The sequence below is a fragment of the Bacillus sp. REN16 genome, assembly GCF_020731355.1.
Lineage (GTDB): Bacteria > Bacillota > Bacilli > Bacillales > Bacillaceae_L > Ferdinandcohnia.
Genome location: NZ_JAJFZK010000002.1, coordinates 200,667 through 218,891, shown reverse-complemented (window position 1 = coordinate 218,891; position 18,225 = coordinate 200,667). Strand labels below are relative to the sequence as shown.

At 36.2% G+C, this 18,225-nt stretch carries 11 protein-coding genes and 1 pseudogene; 10 read left to right on the top strand and 2 right to left on the bottom strand.

Annotation, left to right across the window (positions count from 1 at the left end; translation table 11 throughout):
* Positions 1-178 precede the first annotated feature (178 nt).
* From LKW28_RS23100 to LKW28_RS02980, 5 genes are all read left to right on the top strand, one after another.
* Complete coding sequence (locus tag LKW28_RS23100; protein WP_229138845.1) at positions 179-2,509, top strand: helix-turn-helix domain-containing protein; 2,331 nt, start codon at positions 179-181, stop codon at positions 2,507-2,509.
* A gap of 121 nt (positions 2,510-2,630) precedes the next feature.
* Positions 2,631-3,326, top strand: a complete 696-nt coding sequence (locus LKW28_RS02995; protein WP_229138844.1) for a DUF1961 family protein — start codon at positions 2,631-2,633, stop codon at positions 3,324-3,326.
* 88 nt (positions 3,327-3,414) lie between these two features.
* The gene (locus tag LKW28_RS02990; RefSeq protein ID WP_229138843.1) at positions 3,415-4,041 is read left to right on the top strand and encodes a YesL family protein; all 627 of its coding nucleotides are present in this window, start codon (positions 3,415-3,417) and stop codon (positions 4,039-4,041) included.
* Positions 4,042-4,317: 276 nt separating this feature from the next.
* Positions 4,318-5,481, top strand: coding sequence for a Gfo/Idh/MocA family protein (locus LKW28_RS02985; RefSeq protein ID WP_229138842.1), 1,164 nt, complete (start codon positions 4,318-4,320; stop codon positions 5,479-5,481).
* On the top strand, positions 5,462-6,592 hold the full coding sequence (locus LKW28_RS02980; protein ID WP_420708798.1) for a Gfo/Idh/MocA family protein: 1,131 nt from the start codon (positions 5,462-5,464) through the stop codon (positions 6,590-6,592). The genes LKW28_RS02985 and LKW28_RS02980 overlap by 20 nt, the downstream gene beginning before the upstream one ends.
* An 86-nt stretch (positions 6,593-6,678) precedes the next feature.
* Here the strand turns inward: LKW28_RS02980 and LKW28_RS02975 are convergent, their stop codons facing one another.
* Entirely contained in the window at positions 6,679-8,082 is a 1,404-nt protein-coding gene (locus LKW28_RS02975) for an MATE family efflux transporter (RefSeq protein WP_229138840.1), read from the bottom strand.
* 221 nt (positions 8,083-8,303) lie between these two features.
* On the opposite strand from LKW28_RS02975, the pseudogene LKW28_RS02970 reads away from it, so the two are divergent.
* Positions 8,304-9,585: pseudogene (locus LKW28_RS02970) on the top strand (Gfo/Idh/MocA family oxidoreductase).
* A 58-nt stretch (positions 9,586-9,643) separates the two neighbouring features.
* A complete protein-coding gene (locus LKW28_RS02965; protein WP_229138839.1) occupies positions 9,644-12,118 on the top strand; it encodes a glycosyl hydrolase in 2,475 nt (824 codons plus the stop codon).
* 141 nt (positions 12,119-12,259) lie between these two features.
* Here LKW28_RS02965 and LKW28_RS02960 read toward each other — a convergent pair whose 3' ends face one another.
* Positions 12,260-13,060 (bottom strand): polysaccharide deacetylase family protein, encoded by an 801-nt coding sequence (locus LKW28_RS02960; protein WP_229138838.1) that lies wholly within the window; start codon positions 13,058-13,060, stop codon positions 12,260-12,262.
* Between the two features lie 193 nt (positions 13,061-13,253).
* Between LKW28_RS02960 and LKW28_RS02955 the strand changes: the two genes are divergently transcribed.
* From LKW28_RS02955 to LKW28_RS02945, 3 genes are all read left to right on the top strand, one after another.
* Positions 13,254-15,020 carry a cache domain-containing sensor histidine kinase gene (locus LKW28_RS02955; RefSeq protein ID WP_229138837.1) on the top strand — a complete coding sequence of 589 codons (1,767 nt, stop codon included), beginning with the start codon at positions 13,254-13,256 and terminating at the stop codon, positions 15,018-15,020.
* A complete protein-coding gene (locus tag LKW28_RS02950) occupies positions 15,013-16,569 on the top strand; it encodes a response regulator transcription factor (RefSeq protein WP_229138836.1) in 1,557 nt (518 codons plus the stop codon). Before LKW28_RS02955 ends, LKW28_RS02950 begins: the two co-directional genes overlap by 8 nt.
* A 204-nt stretch (positions 16,570-16,773) precedes the next feature.
* Positions 16,774-18,081, top strand: a complete 1,308-nt coding sequence (locus LKW28_RS02945; RefSeq protein WP_229138835.1) for an ABC transporter substrate-binding protein — start codon at positions 16,774-16,776, stop codon at positions 18,079-18,081.
* Positions 18,082-18,225 lie beyond the last annotated feature (144 nt).

Sequence of the window (18,225 nt, the reverse complement as noted above, 5' to 3'; positions counted from 1 at the left end):
CGTTATTCTGAAAAAGGACAAATTGCAGTTTATCTATACTGCAATTTGTCCTTTTTATTATATTTAGAAATGTTACGAATCTTTTTTTACATTTGTTATTAAAGCGCATTCAATTTTTCGATAATTTATGACATAATAGAATAATAGATAGAAAGTTGCTAGGTTAGGGGGATTACATGTGGCAAAAAAGATCAAAAATAAACTTATGCAACTTCAATGGAAAGGAATACATCACCGAAATAGTTTTATTCTGATTTTATTTATCGCTAGTATTCCAGGGTTAATTACTGGGTTGGGTATTTATTGGTTCGCGATTGGACAGGTTGAAGATGAACTAATGAATCAGCATAATAGTCAAATTAATGAAAGAGCAAAAAATATTGACGAACAATTTTCTTTTTTGGAATACTCAACCTCTCATTGGGCCTTTGAACCTAGGTTTGGGGATGCCCTAAGGAACATGGATTTTGTTAAACAGTTTACAGAAACATATGATATTACAAAATCCCTGTTACTTCTTCAAGGTAGTCATTCTTTAATAAAAGATGTTGAACTATATGTGGAAGCAGATAAACCAATATTGTTCAACAGTGAATATAATGTTTTAAATAATAAATCAAAGGAATACTATCATGAACTTTTAACAAATGATAAAACTATGCAATGGGTGCGAAACCCGCAATCCAATGGGAAAAATTCATCACCTCTTGCATTTGTGCATAATATTCCAGCAACCAGTAAAGATCCTTTCGGGTTACTTGTAGTAAAAATTGACCAACAGAAAGGGTTGGAATTATTAAAAACCTTAACACCGTACTCTAAGGGTGCAACGTTTATATTAAATGAAGACAATCAAATTTTACTTTCTGCGAATAATACGAAAGATCCTTCCTTTATTGCAGAACTGAGAAGAAAATTAGAAGATTTACAAGAAGATAAAGGTACATTTCAATTCAATTTTGATAATAAAATGTATTCGGTTTCTTACGGACATTTTACAAGAATTGATTCGAATTGGACATATGTGTCAGCCGCACCGATCTCATCTATAACAGCACCTTTAGTTTTTATTTCGAGACTTATCTTAATCATAAGTGTTTCTACATTAATCCTTGCATTAATTATGTCATGGTTTGCATCGAATAAAATTTATTCACCAATCAATGGTCTTCTGAAAAAATTAGTAGGTGATGAAGCAGAGAGTTTGAACCATGCAAACAAAAATGAATTTCTAGTCATTGAAGAACAGTGGCGGAAGTTAGCTCAAAACAGCAATTTGCTTCGTGATCGTCTTTCAGAACAAGTTATAGAAATTAAAAGAGGCTTTATTCTTGAATTAATTCAAGGGTATTTTTATGAATACCAAGAAGATAATTTGCGAAAGAGAATGGAAAACTATGGTTGGAATGTTCATGATCGATCTTTTATAGCTTTAGAAATTCAACTAACCGGATTAGATGATTCAAATGAGCGTTTTTCAAATAATGATGAAAGTTTGGTTACTTTTGTAACAGCAAATATCATGGAAGAAATAGCCCAAGAATTATTTGAACAGTTCAATGTGATAAAAGTTTCTGACTTGTCAGTAGAAATGTTGGTGATTTTTCCAAAAAACACTTCAATGAGAGAAGAATTGCGTGACTTTGCCAGCAAAGTAACAGATGGAGTGAATCGAATTCTTAAGATGCAGGTTACTGCAACCATAAGTGATTCCACTGATAAGGTTAAGGAAATTCCTTATTTATTTGAAGAAGTTCGGAAGAGGAAAAGATTTCGGATATTCGAAAATCGAAATCAAATTATTGATTTACACGAAAATAAGAAAATGGATATGCAGGAATTCCATTATCCATTTACTAAAGAGAAAGAAATTATCCAAGCAATTAGAATGGGACATATAAATGAGGTTGAAGAACTAATCAGCCAGTTCTTTAAGGAATTAACGAAAAATGGGAATAACGAGATAAATATTAATTATAGTGCAATCCAATTATTTAGTAGTATACAGCATGAAATTTTACATTCAGGTTTTCATCCTCATGACCTTTACAAAGAAAAAAATATGTACGAGGAACTTTCAAAAATCCGCGATAAAAAAAGTATTGTAAAATGGTTTATTGATGAAGTCATTAACCCTTATCTTCATCAGCTTGAAGGACGAATGAATATTGAGTTAAAACGTTTAATAGAAAAAGTAATTGTAATCATTCATGAAAATTACAAGTATGATATATCATTAGAAAGTTGTGCAGATGAAGTAGGCACCAACCCTTATTCTCTCAGTAAAAGTTTCAAACAAATAGTAGGAATCAATTTCATTGATTATTTGACCCAACTAAGAATAGAAAAGGCAAAAGAAATGCTTCAAAATTCCGATATGAAAATTAATCATATTGCAGAGACAGTAGGGTATCGTCAGAGTTATTTTAATCGAATTTTTAAAAAGCAAATTGGTGTTACACCTAGTCAATATAGAAAACTAAATCAACAAAATAGTGAAATTGGGTAAAATGAGAGGTTTTATACCCTCTTTTTTTACTAAAAGCAAAAAAGTATGGTTGATGGAAATAAAAATGTTCCTTACGTTTAATAGTATAATGATCTATTCCTTGTATAGGAGGGAACTTTTTATGAAATACAGTTATTTTGAAAAGGGAGAATGTCTTTATTTCAATCCGTTAACGAAAATACAAAGTATTGAGAATTGGAAACTAGAGGGACAAGCAAAAGTAAATTTTGAAAATGAACGTTTAATACTAGAAAATAAACTAGATCCAAATATCCACGGTGATAATGCTCATTGGGTTTTTTGGTGCCCCACTGATTTTCCGGATAAAATTATAATTGAGTGGGATTTCTATCCACTACAAGAACCAGGCTTATGCATGATGTTTTTCGCTGCAACAGGTCGTAATGGAGAAGACATTTTTCAGCCTAGCCTACCAAGAAGACAAGGAAAGTATCCTGAATATCATTCCGGTTCAATAAATGCTCTCCACTTATCCTATTTTAGACATAAATATCCAGATGAACGGGCATTTCGTACATGTAATTTACGAAAAAGTCATGGCTTCCATCTTGTAGCACAGGGAGCAGATCCACTTCCACCTGTTGAAGATGCGGATTCGCCTTATCATATGAAACTTGTAAAATATGAGGGGATTGTTCAGTTCTCGATAAATAATTTAACGGTTTTAGAATGGGAAGATGAAGGTACAGCATATGGTCCTATACTGAATGGTGGAAAAATAGGGATTCGACAAATGGCACCAATGAAGGCTTCGTATGAAAACTTGGCAGTTTATCAAGCTATTTTAAAGAAGTAATCTCATTGTTGACCAGTACAATGAAACTGTGTGCGTGACTGCAAGATAAACCTGATAATACATAAAATGGCAGGAGGCATCTTTGTAAATGAATGGTTTTATGGGAGGTATATATAAACTTTGTGAGTGGATTATGAGATTAGCCTATATCAATCTAGTGTGGATTCTTTTTACGATTTTGGGACTCGGTTTTTTGGGCTTTTTTCCAGCTACAATTTCAATGTTTACGATTGTCCGAAAATGGCTAATGGGATTTGATGAAATTCCTGTTTTTAAAACCTTTTGGGATTCATATAAAAAGGACTTTTTGAAAGGTAATTTACTAGGCGTGTTCATTTTGGTTGCAGGTTATATTTTATACATTGATATTCATTTTTTAAGAAGCACAGATAGTTTCATCAATGTTCTCTATTACCCTACTTTACTACTTTGCTTAGGTTTTATCTTAACGTTGTGTTATGTTTTTCCAACTTTTGTCCACTTCAATGTCACAGTCTTTCAAGTCGTAAAAAATTCATTTTTAATCATGTTAATGAACCCATTGTCCACAATAATGATGGTAATTGGAAGTTTAACAATTTATATGTTAATGACCACTTTACCAGGACTAATTCCATTATTTGGCGGGAGTGCATTAGCTTTTGTCATTATGTGGTCTGCATTCCTAGCTTTTACAAGGATCGAAAGACAACGCCAAACTACTACTTCAGAATAAACAAACACCCTTCTTATTGGTTAAGAAGGGTGTTATTGGATATGGTGTGTTTTATATTTGGTATTTATTCCTTTAGGACGAAAATGCATATAGTCCATTTAGGCAATAAATGAGATTGACTTTATTCCAATCTTACAATGGGGAGAATCGAATGGAATTGAATGGTACGCGGTCGAACAGGACATTTGTGATCGCCCGCCATTGGAAAGCTTAGAGATAAGCTTAAATAACTTAGAAAAATTCGCGAAATCAATCAATGAAGCGGAGGTGAGATAAATGACCCCCATTAAAGTAGGTGTGATTGGAATTGGCAACATGGGAAGATCACATGCAAGGCAATTAGTTGATGGAAAAATTAGTGGAGCAACCCTTACAGCAGTATGTGATCCCTTCCAAGAACAGTTAGATAATATAAGAAATTATTCGAACGGTAATGTGCAAACTTTTCTCGATGAGGATGAATTTTTTGAGAAGTCCGGGATAGATGCCGTCCTTATTGCGACACCACATTACAGTCATCCAAAGATTGCAATGAAGGCATTTGCTAATGGGGTACATGTCCTTATTGAAAAGCCGGCAGGAGTCTTTACAAAAGATGTAGCGGAGATGAACCGAGTCGCACAGGAAAGTGGCAAAGTCTTTAGCATTATGTACAACCAACGAACAAATCCAATCTATCAAAAAATACGAAGCCTCATTCAAGCAGGAGAACTTGGTGAGATCAAACGTACCAATTGGATTATCACGGATTGGTACCGTTCTCAAAGTTATTACGACTCTGGTGAGTGGCGTGCAACTTGGGTAGGAGAAGGCGGAGGCGTCTTACTAAATCAGGCTCCACACCAAGTAGATCTTTGGCAGTGGACAACAGGAATGATGCCTAAGAAAGTCCACGCTTTCTGTCATTATGGAAAATATCACGATATTGAGGTAGAGGATGATCTCACCGCATATGTCGAATATGAAAATGGTGCAACTGGGGTTTTCATTACGTCAATAGGTGAAACATCAGGTACAAACCGTTTCGAAATTGTCGGTGATCGTGGGAAAATGGTTGTTGAAGATCATAAACTTACCTTTTATCGCTTAACTCAATCAGAACGAGAATTCAATGCAACTTATAAAGGCGGCTTTGGTCAACCTGAATGCTGGCCAATTGATATTCCGATTAAGGGTCAAAGGGAAGATCATATCGGGATTATGCAAAATTGGATTGATGCGATAACGAAGGGTACACCATTATTAGCACCAGGAGAAGATGGGATTAAAGGTTTAGAAATTTCCAATGCCATCTATTTGTCAGCTTGGTTAAATGAGCCTGTCTATTTACCAATTGATGCAGACCTTTATCATGACAAGCTGCAAGAAAAAATAAACGAATCATCAAACAAAAAACCAAACGCCATACAAAAGAAATTGGATGTGTCAGGTACGCATTAAGACAGGAGGAGCATTGTTGACAAAAGATGGTATGAACTATGCACCAAAAGGAAAACCGAATCCAGTCGTCAATAAAGGAGAATTCGCATTTGCAGCAGCCTGCCTTGATCATGGTCATATATACGGGATGTGTAATGGATTAATAGAAGCAGGTGCTACCTTGAAATGGGTATTTGACCCTGATCCAGAAAAAGTAGCTAAATTTATTGAAACTTTTCCTGAAGTGATCCAGGCTGAGTCTTTAGAACAGATTTTATCAGACTCTCAGATTCATCTTGTAGCTGGTGCAGCGATTCCTTCAAAGCGAAGTGAACTTGGTATTCAGGTGATGAGGGCAGGAAAAGATTATTTCACAGACAAAACACCTTTTACCTCATTAGAACAACTGGAAGAAGCGAAAGAAGTGGTGAAGCAAACGGGTCAAAAGTATATGGTGTATTATAGTGAGCGTCTTCACGTCGAGGGAGCTGTGTACGCGGGTGATTTAATTAATAATGGTGCCATCGGACGGGTCATCCAGGTGACAGGGTTTGGCCCTCATCGTTTAAACGCGGCTAGTCGACCGGCTTGGTTTTTTAATAAAGAACAATACGGTGGGATCCTATGTGATATTGGCTCCCATCAAATCGAACAATTTTTATACTATACAGGTTGTCAGGATGCAAAAGTTTTACATAGTAAAATAGCAAACTATCATCATCCAGAGTATCCGGAATTAGATGATTATGGGGATGCAACATTGGTTGGAGATAATGGAGCAACGAATTACTTCCGAGTAGATTGGTTTACACCCGATGGATTAAGCACATGGGGTGACGGTAGAACATTTATTATTGGAACAGAAGGAACAATTGAAATTCGGAAATACGTCGACCTTGCACGAGAGAATAATGGCAATCATGTCTATTTAGTCAATAAGGATGGAGAGCAATATTTCAATGTAACTGGTAAGGTGGGGTATCCGTTCTTCGGACAACTTATCTTGGATTGCTTAAACCGTACCGAGAAAGCGATGACTCAGAATCATGCATTTAAAGCAGCAGAGCTATGCCTACGTGCACAAGTGCAAGCAATTGAAGTATATAGAAGTGATCAAGCGAAAATAGGATGAACAATAATTCATTTTAAGCATCTTCACTTTCAGGTAATCAAAGTAACCCCCTTTCATAACCAACTTGGTTATAAAAAGGGGGGAAGTTAAACATGAGTTGTCTTCAACTGCTTCTTTGGTTTGTCGATCTTGGTAGGATGTACAAATGACATTCCTCGCCAATGTCCTTTTCGCCAACGCCACAGCATTAAAATGCCTCTAAGCCATTCATCGGCGATAAAGGCTATCCAAATTCCAATTAACCCTAAATCCAAATGGATACCTAAAAAGTAAGCTATCGGCACACTTACTCCCCACATAGAAACAATTCCGATTAAAACAGGGAAATTCACATCTCCTGCTGCACGGAGCGAACTAATAACAACAGCATTAAAAGCGCGTCCTGGCTCAAGGATAGCGGTAAGTAAGAGCAGAATACTTCCTGTTACAATGATGTCATGATTATTTGTAAAGAGGCTGAAAAGACTTTCACTAAAGTAATAAAGGGTTAATCCAACAGATGCAGTTGCTGCAATTGCAATTAACAGGCTATTGATACAACGTTTATAGGCTTCATCAAGTTTTTTTGCGCCGACTTGATGCCCAATAATAATCTGTGTTCCCTGACCAATCGCAATGGAAAAGAGAAGGACAAACATTCCAATATTTTGAGCGTATACCTTTGTTGTTAATGCTTCTGTTCCGAGTATGACGATAAAAGAGGTGATGACCAATTGAGAACCATTAAACGAAAGGTGCTCGCCAGCTGATGGAATTCCGATCTTAAGTAATTTTTTTAGTTCAAAAGATGGGAATTTCTTAAGTAAGAATGAGAAAGGCAGCTCATTTTTAATTCGTTTAAATAAGATAAAAAATATGACAACAACCCCAATTGTCCGGCTAAATGCTGTCGAGATGGCGACACCGGTTACACCCAAGACGGGTATACCGAATGGTCCAAATATAAACAAATAATTCCCAATCACATTCAAGATGTTCATTCCAATCGTCACATACATGACGTCCTTTGTGAAACGATGACTTCGTAATACAGCGCCGATTGTCATGATGCCAGCTTGCACAAATAAAAATCCACCTACGATTTGTAAATAGATTGTAGCTTCTTGTAATAATTGATCAGATACACCCATCATTGTTAGTAATGTTGAAGAAGCGAAGATGACGATAAGTCCCAGAGCAAGACCTAAGAGTATATTCGTAACAATGGAGACGACTGCTATTTTACCAGCTTTCCTTGCAGAATTTGCACCTAAGTACTGTGCAACAAGCACGCTCGTTCCGGTTGCGACGAATCCGAACATCACGATAATAACATTTAGAATTTGGTTCGAAACTCCAACCGCAGCAACTGAATCATCCGAATATTGACTGAGCATAAGTGTATCAGCATTACCCATCAACATGTGTAAACCTGTTTCAATAAAAATCGGCCATGCAATGGCAAACAGGGAGAGTCTTTTGTAAGCTATTTTCTCTGACTCTATGCTCAAATAGTCTTATCTCCTTCCCTTAAAGTAAATTTACCTTTATATTCCGAATTATTATAACACTTTTTTGTGAAATTAAAATACATAATATGTGAACTGTCTAAGATAATTGTTCACCCTTTTCAAAAAAGTCCTATTGTCGTAAATAAATAAAGATATTAAGGTTTAAGAAGAGTGACTGCTTTAATTTATTTAGTAATCAAAATATTTGGAGGGGAAAAAGAATGAAAAAATACGCCTTAGTAGGTACAGGTGGAAGAGCTGAATTTTTTTTATGGTGCAATTGTAAGGGATTTCAAAGAAACTTGTAAACTAGTTGCTTTTTGTGACTTGAATAAAACCCGTATGGATTATGCGAATCGTTTGTTAGAAGAAAAATATAATCATTCAAAGATAAACACATATGTACACTCAGACTTTGAAAAAATGATTGAAGTGGAAAAGCCGGATACGGTTATTGTAACAACTGTTGATCGAACACATCATACATACATTATTAAAGCACTAGAATTAGGTTGTGATGTCATTACTGAAAAACCATTGACGATTGATACTGAGAAGTGTCAGGCGATTATTGATGCAACGAACCGAACTGGCAGGGAATTGAGGGTTGCGTTCAACTACAGATACGCTCCGCATAATACAAAAATTCGTGAGTTGATTATGAATGATGTGATTGGTAAGGTTACCTCTGTTAATTTCGAATGGGCACTGGATACGCAGCACGGGGCGGATTACTTCCGCAGATGGCACCGGGATAAGCGAAATAGTGGCGGACTGCTTGTACATAAATCCACTCATCATTTTGATTTAGTTAATTTCTGGTTAGGCACTACACCTGAAACGGTTTACGCAACTGGTGGATTACGCTTCTATGGAAGAGAAAATGCAGAAGCAAGAGGTGTAACACAATTTTATCAACGTGCACATGGCAGTTAGTTTGCCAAGGAAGATCCATTCGCGATTGATTTGGAAGGGAATGCCCACTTGAAAGCCATGTATTTGGATGCGGAGAAGGAAGATGGGTACCAACGGGACCAAAGCGTATTCGGAGATGGAATTAGCATCGAGGATACACTCGGCGTAATGGTTACATATAAAAATAAAGCCATTCTCAATTATTCCTTAAATGCATATCTTCCTTGGGAAGGGTATATCATTTCTTTTAATGGTACGAAAGGAAGAATTGAAGTACGAATTCGTGAGCAATCCTACATTAATTCAGGTGGAAATAAGGAAGATGAAGGAAGGGTAAAAGACAAATCGATTGTTGTTATGCCAATGTTTGGCCAGGCATATGAAGTGGAGGTAGTCGAAGGTAGAGGCGGACATGGTGGTGGAGATCCGATTCTATTACAAGATCTTTTTGGTACACCTGTTAAAGACGAATTTAATCGTGCTGCCTCACATGTAGACGGTGCCATGTCCATTTTAACTGGGATTGCAGGAAACATATCCCTTAACACGGGCCAAGCAATAAAAGTGGATGAACTTATTAATTTTTAAATAAAGCGAGTCCAGTCACATTTTGGACTGGGCTGTGTGATTAAGGAGTGCGGAAAAAATGCCAAACCCATTGCAACAACAATTTTTACATCCTCCAGAGGAGTTCACTCCAATTCCATTTTGGTTTTGGAATGATCACTTAACAAAACAGGAGATTACGAGACAAATTCACGATTTTTATGATAAAGGTGTAACAGGATTTGTGATTCATCCCAGAATAGGAATTCCCGAGGAAATTGAATATTTATCGAAAACCTTTATGGAATTAGTCAAAATAGCGGTAGAAGAAGCAAAACTGTTAGGGATGTCGGTGATTCTGTATGACGAAGCAATGTATCCATCGGGATCAGCGAAAGGATTAGTAGTCAAAGAGAATCCAGAATATGCAAGTAGAGGCTTGAAAATGAGGGAGTACCCTTGTAACGCAAGTATTGAAATAGGGATTGAATTAGCAGAGGGTGAGACTTTTGTTTCAGCACAAGCAGTTAAAAAGCTTTCCAAAGAATCAATAGATTTGTCGGACTCAAGGATTTTAAATTATGAGTTTGGCAGCGTTTCTTTTAGTCCCCCAGTTGGTGAGGATTGGTCCATTCTGCTATTCATCCAAGCCTATTCAGGTGGACATATTCGTGGTATCCATTTTGGCGAGGACGATGGTGAAGCAAATGCACCGGCATCTGCGGATCTATTAAATCCTGAGGCTGTTAAAAAATTTATTGAAATCACTCATGAAACCTATTACAACGCATTAAAGGAGTATTTTGGCAGTACGGTGATTGCTATGTTCACCGATGAACCAGATATCTTAGGAAGAGGTGCGGCACGAAACCTAAAGCCTTGGACAAGAGGATTCCTCTCCTATTATAAGGAAAAAGGGAGCAAGGAAGAGGAACTAGCTGCATTATGGTTTGATGTTGGAGACGATACGGAATCCCTAAGAAAAAAATATCGGAAGACCGTTAATAGACGACTAACCGATGCTTATTATAAACCGATTAGTGACTGGTGTGCAGCACACAACATTGCCCTAACTGGCCATCCAGCGGCAAGCGATGATATCGGATTATTGGAACATTTTCAAATTCCAGGTCAGGACGTTGTATGGCGTTGGGTAGCCCCAGAGGATGGAAAAGGGTTAGAAGGACAACACTCAACAACTGGAAAGTGCTCCGCTGATGCGGCAAGACACAGGGGAAGACGCAGAAACCTGAATGAGTTTTTAGGAGTTTGCAGTAAGGAAAGCCCATGGGCACTGAGTCCTGGAGATATGAAATGGTATATGGATTGGTTGTTAGTCAGGGGTGTTAATCTCCTCTGTCCGCATGCTTTTTATTATTCGATTGATGGAAGGCGGAGAAGTCATGAGCGTCCGCCGGATGTCGGTCCCAATAATTTGTGGTGGCCGTATTACAAACAGTTTGCTCAATATATGAAACGGCTAAGTTGGTTAATGACAGATAGTATAAATCAAACCGGTGTCGCCATTTTATGCACGGAAGATCATTTGCCGTGGAAAATTGCAAAGCCACTATTTGAAAATCAAATAGAATTCAACTATTTAGAGGAAGTTTTGTTTTTATCATCAAGCTCTATCGTGGAAGGAAGAGTAGAAATACAGAATCAATCCTATCAAACTGTGGTCGTCGAAGATAGCACAAAACTTGAAGCGTCTGTGATTGATAAGTTGGTAACGTTTATACAAAGTGGAGGGGAAGTCATCGTTTTTACAGATAATGAAACAACTTCACCCGTTCAGGGCGCGAAGGTTATTCAACAGATTGAAAAAATTGTGGATGCACTATCTGTTTCTCATCGAGAAGAGGTTGTCATTTATCCAGCTAACAAAGACATCAGAGTCACTAAGGTCTTAAAAGAAGGCAGGCTTTTTTACTTTTTAGTAAATGAAGGTGAAGAAAGTTATCAAGGCTCCTTACATTTGAAGGAAGAAGGATGCGTTGAAAAATGGGACGCATGGTCAAGTGAGCTTAAACAAGTAAACCTTCAGAGACAAAATAGTAGTTTAGTTGCACCATTAAATATTAAACGTAGATCATCTATTGTGTTTGCCGTTAACACTGCAGAACATGGGTCAGAAGAACAAGCCCATTATCACGTTAAAAAGTTAATATCTGATAGGATTACATTAGATCATAATTGGATAATAAATCATAAGTTTAATAGTGCATTAGAATCATGGACGATTTGGGACGGTATGGAATCCTTCTCTGGAGAGGTCGTGTATGAAAATCAATTTACGATAGAAGAACGCGATTCAATTGCAAGCGTCAAGCTCGATTTATGTGAAGTGTATGAAATCGTAAGAGTATCGATTAATGGGAATGAGGTTGGTGCGAAAATGTGGGCACCGTATACCTTCGAAATAAATACAGCCTTACTAAAAAATGGCGTTAATAAACTTACTGTTGCAGTTACGAACAGTCGAGCAAATGAAATGGATGATGCACGACTACCTTCTGGTTTACTTGGTCCTGTATCACTTGAGATATCACGTAACGAATGGAATTTGGTATAAAAAAGATGGCGCCAAATTTGGTAGTGATGATTTCAATGTCACGTTACAAAGCGTAAAAGTTTTTCAGTAAGACTCCCAACCTATTGGCTGAGAGTCTCCTTTTTTGATGATTAGTTCAGTCTGCGATTTATGGTAATTCTACTAAATTAAATCAGTTTGCTTGCCGCCTTTTATTTCGACAATATTATTATCTACACTTAGCCATACTGAAATTGCATTAGGATTATAAACAAAACTGCAGTCAGCAGAAAATTGAAGGTTGCGGAATGCTTTAAAATAATCTACGATTTCTATATTTGTTGCATACCATATATCGTTTCGATTGCCGATGAACTCACAAAATCCTTCGATCAAATCCCAGTTTTGATCATTGTCAAACTCATAGCTATGGCCCCAAACATATAGCATATACAAGTATTGCTTCTTGTGAAGCGCAACAAAATCTTCTGCAAGTTCCATTAAGTTGTGCTTATGATGACATGTTGGGTTCCATTCTAGGAAATCATCCGGGATGGAAAAATGACCTGTACTATTAACGGTTCTGGCATATTCAATACCCAAATATGGCAGCATTTCTTTTATTAGGGAATTATATGAACCGTTAGGATAAGATAATCCTCTTACCGTGTATCCTGATATTTTCTCCAGACCTTTGCGATCTTCAATGATTTCTTCAATAAGCTGTTCTTTTGGTGATCGAGCAATCGTTGGATGAGTTACGGTGTGAGTTGAGATTTCATGTCCATCATAAAGCTTGGGTACTTCCTCAATGGGTATACGATCTCCTTCTCCAAATAATCCAGAATTAATATGAAAAGTACCCTTTATCCCATATTGATTAAAAATTTCAACCAATTTTCTATCAGCTGCCTTACCGTCATCGTAACTCATCGTTAATACTTTATGTTTCCCTTCAGGGAACGCTATCACTACTTTTGGCATATTAAATAACCTCTCATTCAAATAAAATTAATTTAGTATCTTGACCATATTATCAGATAATTAAATCAAAAATGACAAAAAGCTGAAAAAACTTACTGGTGAACTTTGAATCAACACATATCTATGATAAAATTTTAGTAAACTATTACACTAGAATTGAGCGCGCTTACAATACGATCTATGGAGATAAAAAATGAAAAATGCCATTCGTCGTTTACGAATAAGCTATGGAAATTTAAAAATTAAATATAAACTATTTTTACTTGTTTCATGGATCATGATTATTTCATTTCTATTTACTTTTTTAGGCCTGCAATATGCATTTCAAATCTATGATGAACAGCTCTATAGTAAATCTTCACAAGTATTAAGTACAACTTCAAATAGCATTGAAATTGAATTGAAAAATATGGAAGATGTTTCATATAAGATATTAACAGACCCGCAAATCCAACAATATCTTTCAAAATTGAATGCGGATGGTTCAGAATATGAAAAATTTGTTCTTCGCACCCAAATGAACGATAAATTGCTCAGTTATGTGAATAAGGAAGAGTATATTTTATCGGTAAATTTAGTAGATGCAAATGGAGAAGAGTATGTAGCTGGGCCAAGAGCGATAAAACTAAAAGAAAAACAAAAAATCGACATTACAAGCGCGGCAAATGAGGCAGATGGAAGTAATATTTGGATAAATCCTAAAGAAAATGGCTTTACCATTGTTACAGCTAGAGAAATTAAGGACTATAACAATTTAAGTTTCGAAAAGCTGGGTACACTTATTATCTTTATTAATATGGATAAGCTTGTCGGAAATACGTTAGCTGGATCGAAGAAAATAGATGGAAACTTTCTGATAGCCGATCAACAAGGAATTATTTTCCCAACTGATCCACCCCTTCACTTAAAGGATACGGTACTCGATTCACACTCCGGTTATCAAATAAAGGAGATAGGTGAAAAAAAATACTTTCAGGTGTATCGAAAGTCTAATTATTTTGATTGGGGATATGTGAATGCGATTCCATTTAATCAAGTCTTTAAGGATATTAGCTTAATCAAATCATTATTGGTTTTTGTCTTCATTCTCATGTTTATTTTTGTCACGATATTTGGAATGCGGTTTGCAAGGAATATCACAATTCCCTTAGAAAATCTAGTAGCAGGAATACAGCAAATGTCAGCAGGCGATTTTAAAGAAGCAAGAAAAGAAGTACTCAAATCGTCGATTCAGGATGATGAAGTTGGGAAGCTTCAACAAAATTTCCACACAATGATTCAGCAAATTGATGAACTAATTAATGAAAACTACTCCAAACAACTAACAATTAAAGAGACAGAATTTAAGGCATTGCAGGCTCAAATCAATCCGCATTTTTTATACAATACGCTGGAATCAATTAACTGGCTAGCTAAAGCAAATGGACAAGCTCAAATTTCGAATATGGTAGAATCACTTGGCTTCTTATTGCGTAATTCGATAAGTTTGAAAAAGCCGTTAATTACGATTGAAGAGGAGCTCTCAACAGTAAAGAATTATATCATTATTCAACAATACCGTTTTGAGGATCGATTGGATTTTCATATGGAGGTTGACTCTGATTTAAATAAGTTTATCATTCCAAAATTAACATTACAGCCTCTTGTTGAAAATGCCATCCATTACGCGTTAGAGCCGATGATTGAACCATGTAAGATTCGAATCTATTCAATCACTCATGATGATTCATTTAGCCTAATTGTCGAGGACAATGGTCCAGGGATGGAACCACAGATATTAGAAAAAATTAAAAATAAAGAGATAAAGACAAGAGGTCAAGGTGTAGGTTTAACGAATATCAATGACCGTATTAAGCTTTCATTTGGAGAAAAATATGGCATTACCATTGAAAGTGCACCTAATGAAGGAACAAAGGTAATTATTGTTCTGCCTTATGATAAGGGGGAGGAATATGTATAAAGTATTGTTAGTAGATGATGAGAAAATTATTACTGAAGGGATGTCTAAGGTAATTAATTGGAAGTCGATGGGGACTACGTTAATGGCTACTGCAAGAAATGGAATAGAAGCTTTCAACTTAATCGAACAAGAAAAGCCGGACATCGTAGTAAGCGATATTAAAATGCCAGGGATGAATGGGCTGCAGTTAGTTGAAAAGGTTCATCAAGTCTATCCTGAAATCCGTTTCGTATTGTTAACCGGATTTAGTGAATTTGATTTTGCGAAGCAAGCGATGTCATATGGAGTAAAGCACTATCTGTTAAAGCCGTGTAATGAGAAAAGCATTATGGATGCCATAGTCGAACTTTGTGATGATCTCACGCAAGAACGGAATCGTGAAGAATTTGTTTGCAATATGAAGAATACGCTTGCAAATGTGATGCCATATGCAAAGGAGCAGCTCCTTAAGGAATTTATAACAAATCACTATGAGAATCGAGATCTAGAATACTATCAAAATCTTTTTCAAGTAGATATACAATCTGCGCATGTACGAGTCGTGTTATTTCAACTTGAAGGTGAATATGAATTTGAACAAGTTTTTGCGATAAAAAATATAGCAGAACAAATTTTGACGCCATATATTATGAGCTGTACAGTAGGAAAAATGGTACTTTTTTTAATTGAAGATTGTGGAGTGGAACTTTCCTTACAATCAAAAATATCAAAGATAAAAGATACTTTTTTTCAATATTATTTCTTAGATTCAACTGTTGCTGTTAGCGATGGCGGGGATATCAGTCATGCAAATAACTTATACAAGGAAGCACTTGACTGTTTAAGCTATCGTTTTTATTTAGGTGAAGGTGGAGTGATTACGAAAAAGGATATTTCCGATCATCACGAGATTAGTGAGGAGCAATTCTATTACGATGATCAAAAATTTTGCCGCCTTGTAAAAGCGGGTTCTGGGGAAGAGGTTCAAAAAGAACTACATTCTTTCTTTAACCGTTTACTGTATTTAAAACAAGATATTAATATTACAAAATCATATGTAATTCAACTTTATAATGCCATGATTCGATTATGTGAAGTGAAACAAATGAATACGTATTTAACAAGCTTAACAAGTTTGTTGGAAATGGATACAATCCAACAAATGAAATCCTATTTTGAAAATGTGGCTAAAGAAATAACCTTAGCCTTTTATTCTCAAAATAAGAATAAGCATTCGACAATCATTAATAAGGTCATTGATATCATCCATAAACATATTGGGAATCAAAATTTATCTTTACATTGGGTGTCGAATGAAATGCTGTATATGAATGCCGACTATCTTGGAAAACTATTCAAGAAGGAAACGGGAGAAAAATTCTCACATTACATTACAAAACAGCGAATTGAATTGGCAATTCAATTAATCGATCAAGAAAGCGATGTAAAAGTATTCGAAATCGCTGAAAAAATTGGATACGGCGATAACCCGCAATATTTTAGTCAAGTATTTAAAAAGCATACAGGATATACACCATCAGAATACAAGAGAGAATCTTTACTAGGGTAACTTTATAGCAGAAGTAGAAGACTTCTGCTATAAAAGCCTCCGGCGGATGCCACGATTTTTCAGATGAAATTTTTCGAGCTGTAAGATCGAAGACTAAAGACGCCACTTCCTGTGGCAACGTCTTCATGACCCACATCGTGTGGGCCTTAAAATCGGGCGCAAATACGCCAAGGCGTATTTGATTTTTTTAAAAGGGGAAAAATTATGAAAAAGTGGTTGCTATCAACTCTGTCCCTCGTAATGGTATTTGTTGTCGGTGGTTGTGAGCAAGCAAAGTTTATGGAATTCGTTAAGAGTACTGAACATGAAGAGATTACGTTAAAGATTTCTTGGTGGGGTGAGCAACCTCGTCATGATTATACGATGAAGGTCATTGAATTATTTGAAAAAAAATATCCCTATATCCATATTGAACCCGATTATGCCTATTGGGATGATTATTGGAAAAGACTTGCCCCTATGGCAGTTGCAAAACAACTTCCAGACATTATTCAAATGGATCTTGTCTATTTAAAAACATATAGTGAAAATAATACCCTTGAGGACCTATCTTCATTTGTCGAAGATAGGGTCATTGAAACAGAAGGAATTTCCGAAGACATACTTTCAGGAGGAATGGTTGAGGACCATTTATATGGTATTCCATTGGGGTTGAATGCCCCAGCCGTCATTGTAGATCGCGAACTGCTTTCATCAGCAATAGGGTCATTACCTCAAACAGATTGGACCTGGACTGACTATGAAAATATCGTAACACAGGTCCATGATCGACTAGGAATCTACGGTACTAATGAGATGAAATCTGTTGATGTCTTTTTCTCTTATTTTTTACGAACACAAGGTAAGAGTTTGTATAATGATAGCGGGACAGGTTTGGGATATGAGGATGATCAGCTGTTTATCGACTATTTTGATATGCAAATCCGCTTACTAGAGAAAGGCGCATTTCCAAGGGCAGATGTAACTGAAAAGATTAATGGAATTGAACATAGTCTTTTTATGCATAAATTAACACCAATGACATGGGCATACTCTAATCAGTATATCAGTTTCTCAGAAGCTGCCGAAAGTGAGCTTGATATTATTCCCCCTCCAGGTCCTGGACAGGTTGAAGGTCTGACCTTGAAGCCGAGTATGCTATTTTCGATTTCAAAGAGCTCAAAAAACCAAGAAGCAGCCGCTCAATTTATAAATTTCTTTATTAATAATATTGAGGCAAATAAAATCATCAAAGGTGAAAGAGGTGTCCCCATTTCATCAACAGTTGTTGATCAAATGGGAGATGTTCTGACTGAAAACCAGAAAAGAATGTTCGAGTATGTTGAAAGAGTAAAAACGAATCATTATGAGGTTGAAAAGGCAGATCCTTTAAATGCCTTTGAAGTAGTCAATTTATTACAGGATCTTTCGGACCAGATTTTATTTAAGAAAATAACCCCTAGTGAAGGTGCAGAACTATTTAGATCAGAAGCAAATGATATTTTAAAAAATAAGAAAAGATCGGCCAATTAAAGTGTGCTCGATTGAACAAGAATGTATCCTTGTTCAATCGAGCATTTTTTTCATACAAAAGTCTGATTTTTAAACAAATTGGACTGAATTTTAAATTCAGACAATTGCAAATAACCTTCATAATAAGAATGTAAACACTTTCAT

What these genes read in the sequence shown, in the direction of transcription:
- LKW28_RS02990 (WP_229138843.1), top strand. Translation starts at nt 3,415, where the DNA reads ATGAATGGTTTTATGGGAGGTATATATAAACTTTGTGAGTGGATTATG.
- LKW28_RS02945 (WP_229138835.1), top strand. Translation starts at nt 16,774, where the DNA reads ATGAAAAAGTGGTTGCTATCAACTCTGTCCCTCGTAATGGTATTTGTT.
- LKW28_RS02960 (WP_229138838.1), bottom strand. Translation starts at nt 13,060, where the DNA reads ATGCCAAAAGTAGTGATAGCGTTCCCTGAAGGGAAACATAAAGTATTA.
- LKW28_RS02985 (WP_229138842.1), top strand. Translation starts at nt 4,318, where the DNA reads ATGACCCCCATTAAAGTAGGTGTGATTGGAATTGGCAACATGGGAAGA.
- LKW28_RS02950 (WP_229138836.1), top strand. Translation starts at nt 15,013, where the DNA reads ATGTATAAAGTATTGTTAGTAGATGATGAGAAAATTATTACTGAAGGG.
- LKW28_RS02995 (WP_229138844.1), top strand. Translation starts at nt 2,631, where the DNA reads ATGAAATACAGTTATTTTGAAAAGGGAGAATGTCTTTATTTCAATCCG.
- LKW28_RS02980 (WP_420708798.1), top strand. Translation starts at nt 5,462, where the DNA reads ATGTGTCAGGTACGCATTAAGACAGGAGGAGCATTGTTGACAAAAGAT.
- LKW28_RS02955 (WP_229138837.1), top strand. Translation starts at nt 13,254, where the DNA reads ATGAAAAATGCCATTCGTCGTTTACGAATAAGCTATGGAAATTTAAAA.
- LKW28_RS02965 (WP_229138839.1), top strand. Translation starts at nt 9,644, where the DNA reads ATGCCAAACCCATTGCAACAACAATTTTTACATCCTCCAGAGGAGTTC.